The 1,803-nt window shown below is 73.0% G+C and carries 3 protein-coding genes; all 3 read right to left on the bottom strand.

Features of this window, described 5'->3' with window-relative positions; all coding sequences use genetic code 11:
* On the bottom strand, positions 1-667 hold a 667-nt coding region (locus tag AC04L7_RS17955), incomplete at its 3' end, for a CHASE sensor domain-containing protein (RefSeq protein WP_475513602.1).
* Positions 664-1,155 carry a YfiR family protein gene (locus tag AC04L7_RS17960; protein ID WP_435997530.1) on the bottom strand — a complete coding sequence of 164 codons (492 nt, stop codon included), beginning with the start codon at positions 1,153-1,155 and terminating at the stop codon, positions 664-666. The genes AC04L7_RS17960 and AC04L7_RS17955, both read right to left, overlap by 4 nt.
* Positions 1,152-1,803 (bottom strand): TonB-dependent receptor domain-containing protein (locus tag AC04L7_RS17965; RefSeq protein ID WP_475513603.1); only part of this gene is annotated, 652 nt, incomplete at its 5' end. The genes AC04L7_RS17960 and AC04L7_RS17965, both read right to left, overlap by 4 nt.

Consider the following 1,803-nt stretch of genomic DNA (forward strand, 5'->3'; position numbering starts at 1 on the left):
CCTTGAAGCGGTCCAGGTCCAGCTGCACCAGCGCCAGCCGGCGGTTGCGCGTGCGCGCGTGCTCCAGCTGCGCGTTGAAGGCGTTGCGGTTGAGCAGCCCGGTGATCGGATCGTTGTGGGCCAGGTGGTGCAACTGCGCCTCGGCCCGGCGCACGCGCTCGCGCATGCCGCGCATCAGCGGCAGCGCCAGCGCGTAGGCCACTGCCGAGGCGATGCAGAACGCGATGGCCAGGCTGCCCAGCCGTCCGTGCGCGCGCTTCATGCTGATCTGCAGGCGCACGGTGCCGACCGGCTGTTCGCGGAACAGCACCGGCGCGCTCACCCGCGCGCAGTCGTAGCCGCAGGGGCGGGCCGCGGCGTCCACGCCGTCGGGATAGCGGGCGATCACTTCGCCATCGCGGGCCACGATGTCGGCCTGGCGCACCGCCGGCACGGACACCAGCGGCGCGAGCGTCTCGCGCGCACCGGCGCTGTCGCGGAACATCACCGCCGCCGCACTGCCCGAGGCCACCACCCGTGCCTGGGCTTCGGCGTCGGCCAGGAACTCGCGTCGGATGTCGATCCACTGGATGAGCATCAGCACGCAGCCCGCCACCAGCAGCACCACCGTCGCGACGATGGCGCTGGTGCGCACGCTGGCCGAGGTGCGGAAGCCGGGCGTGCTCACAGCACCCGCCGGGCCAGGCGCAGCAGCTGGCTGCTCAGGGTGATGCCGTTGGCGCGCGCACGCGTGGCATCCACGTCGAAGCGGATCTTGTTGCCTTCGCGCACCAGCGCGACCGTGCTGACGCCGTTGGGCAGCGCACAGGCGTCGCAGATCACCAGCGCGGTCAGCGCCGCGGCCACGGGCGTGTCCGCCGCGTGCACCAGCACGTCGCAGTCGGCCGCGGGGGCGCTGGCGACGCGGGCGACGGTGACGCGGCGGCCGGCCAGGTCGCGGCCGGCCAGCGTGGCGATCGCGGCCGCCAGCGCCGCATCGGTCTGGGTGCAGATGGTCAGCGTGGACGCTTGCACGTGCGCCGACTGGGCGAATGCGGCGATGTTGTAGACGAACGCGGCCTTCAGCGCGTGTTCGTCCACCTGCGCATGGCCGCTGCCGGCGAACGCCAGCCCCAGCAGCGCGGCCATCCCCTGCCCGGCGCGCCGCACGCTCACCAGCGCCACCGCGCTTCGAGCCAGTACTCGCGGCCGCGCCGCGGCACGGTGTCCTGCAGGAACTCCGGGCCGACCGGATCGGCATAGCGTTCGTCCAGCAGATTGCGCACGCCCAGCGACCACGCCAGCGGCCGCGAGGCCACGTCCCACACCAGGTGCGCGTTGACGGTGGTGTAGGCCGGCACGCGGCCCTCGCGCGACACGCGCTGGCCCATGTGGTGCGCGCTCATCGCCAGGTCCCAGCCGGCGGCCAGCGGCACGGACGCCTGCACGCGGGCGATGCCATGCGGCGCGTTGAGGGCCCGCGCGGTATCCGATTCGGTGACGTCGCTGTAGGCATAGCTCGCACGCAGGCGCACGCCGCCGTCGCCCTGGTAGGCGTAGGCCAGCTCGGCACCGCGCGAGGTGGCACGGCCGGCGTTGGCGAGCGTCAGCGTGCCGTCGCCGGTGGCGGCCAGGGTGATCAGGTCGCTCAGGCGGTAGTGGTATACGCTGAGTTCGGCCCGGCTGTGCGCACCCACGCTGCGGCTGTAGAACAGCTCGGCGGTCTGCACGTGCTCGGCGTTCAGCGACGGATTCGCGAGCTGCGCGCTTTCGTCCGAATCCACCTGGTAGTAGCGCTCGTACGCATTCGGCGAGCGGTAGGCC

It is taken from the genome of Pseudoxanthomonas sp. LjRoot204_2, from assembly GCF_056175765.1.